This is a genomic window from Paenarthrobacter aurescens (assembly GCF_025421775.1).
In the GTDB taxonomy this organism is placed as follows: domain Bacteria; phylum Actinomycetota; class Actinomycetes; order Actinomycetales; family Micrococcaceae; genus Arthrobacter; species Arthrobacter aurescens_B.
The window spans coordinates 1-274 of record NZ_JAOEFX010000222.1 but is presented as its reverse complement, the minus strand read 5'-3'; the positions used below and the strand labels follow the sequence as shown (position 1 = coordinate 274).

General features: G+C 64.2%; 1 protein-coding gene. It reads left to right on the top strand.

Annotated features, from left to right (window positions below):
- Window positions 1-274, top strand: a 274-nt coding sequence (locus tag N7568_RS23395; protein ID WP_261612098.1) for a substrate-binding domain-containing protein, incomplete at both ends; no start/stop codon positions are given.

Below are 274 nucleotides of genomic sequence, written 5' to 3'. Positions count from 1 at the left end.
GACCATCCGGATCGACGACACCGGGATCGCCCGTAAAGCCACCAACCACCTTCTTGGCCTGGGACATACCACAATCGCGCACATCACGGGCCACGATGCCTACGACCAAGACTTCCAGCTTCCCGGAACCCGCCGCGGCGGGGTCGAGAAAGCAATGAACGACGCCGGCTGTCCGGTCAGGCCCGAATGGATCGTTTCTGCCGACTGCGCTAGTGAAGGCGCTTACGCGGCAGCACGGCAATTGCTGGCCAGCTCACCCGAGCGACCCACCGCC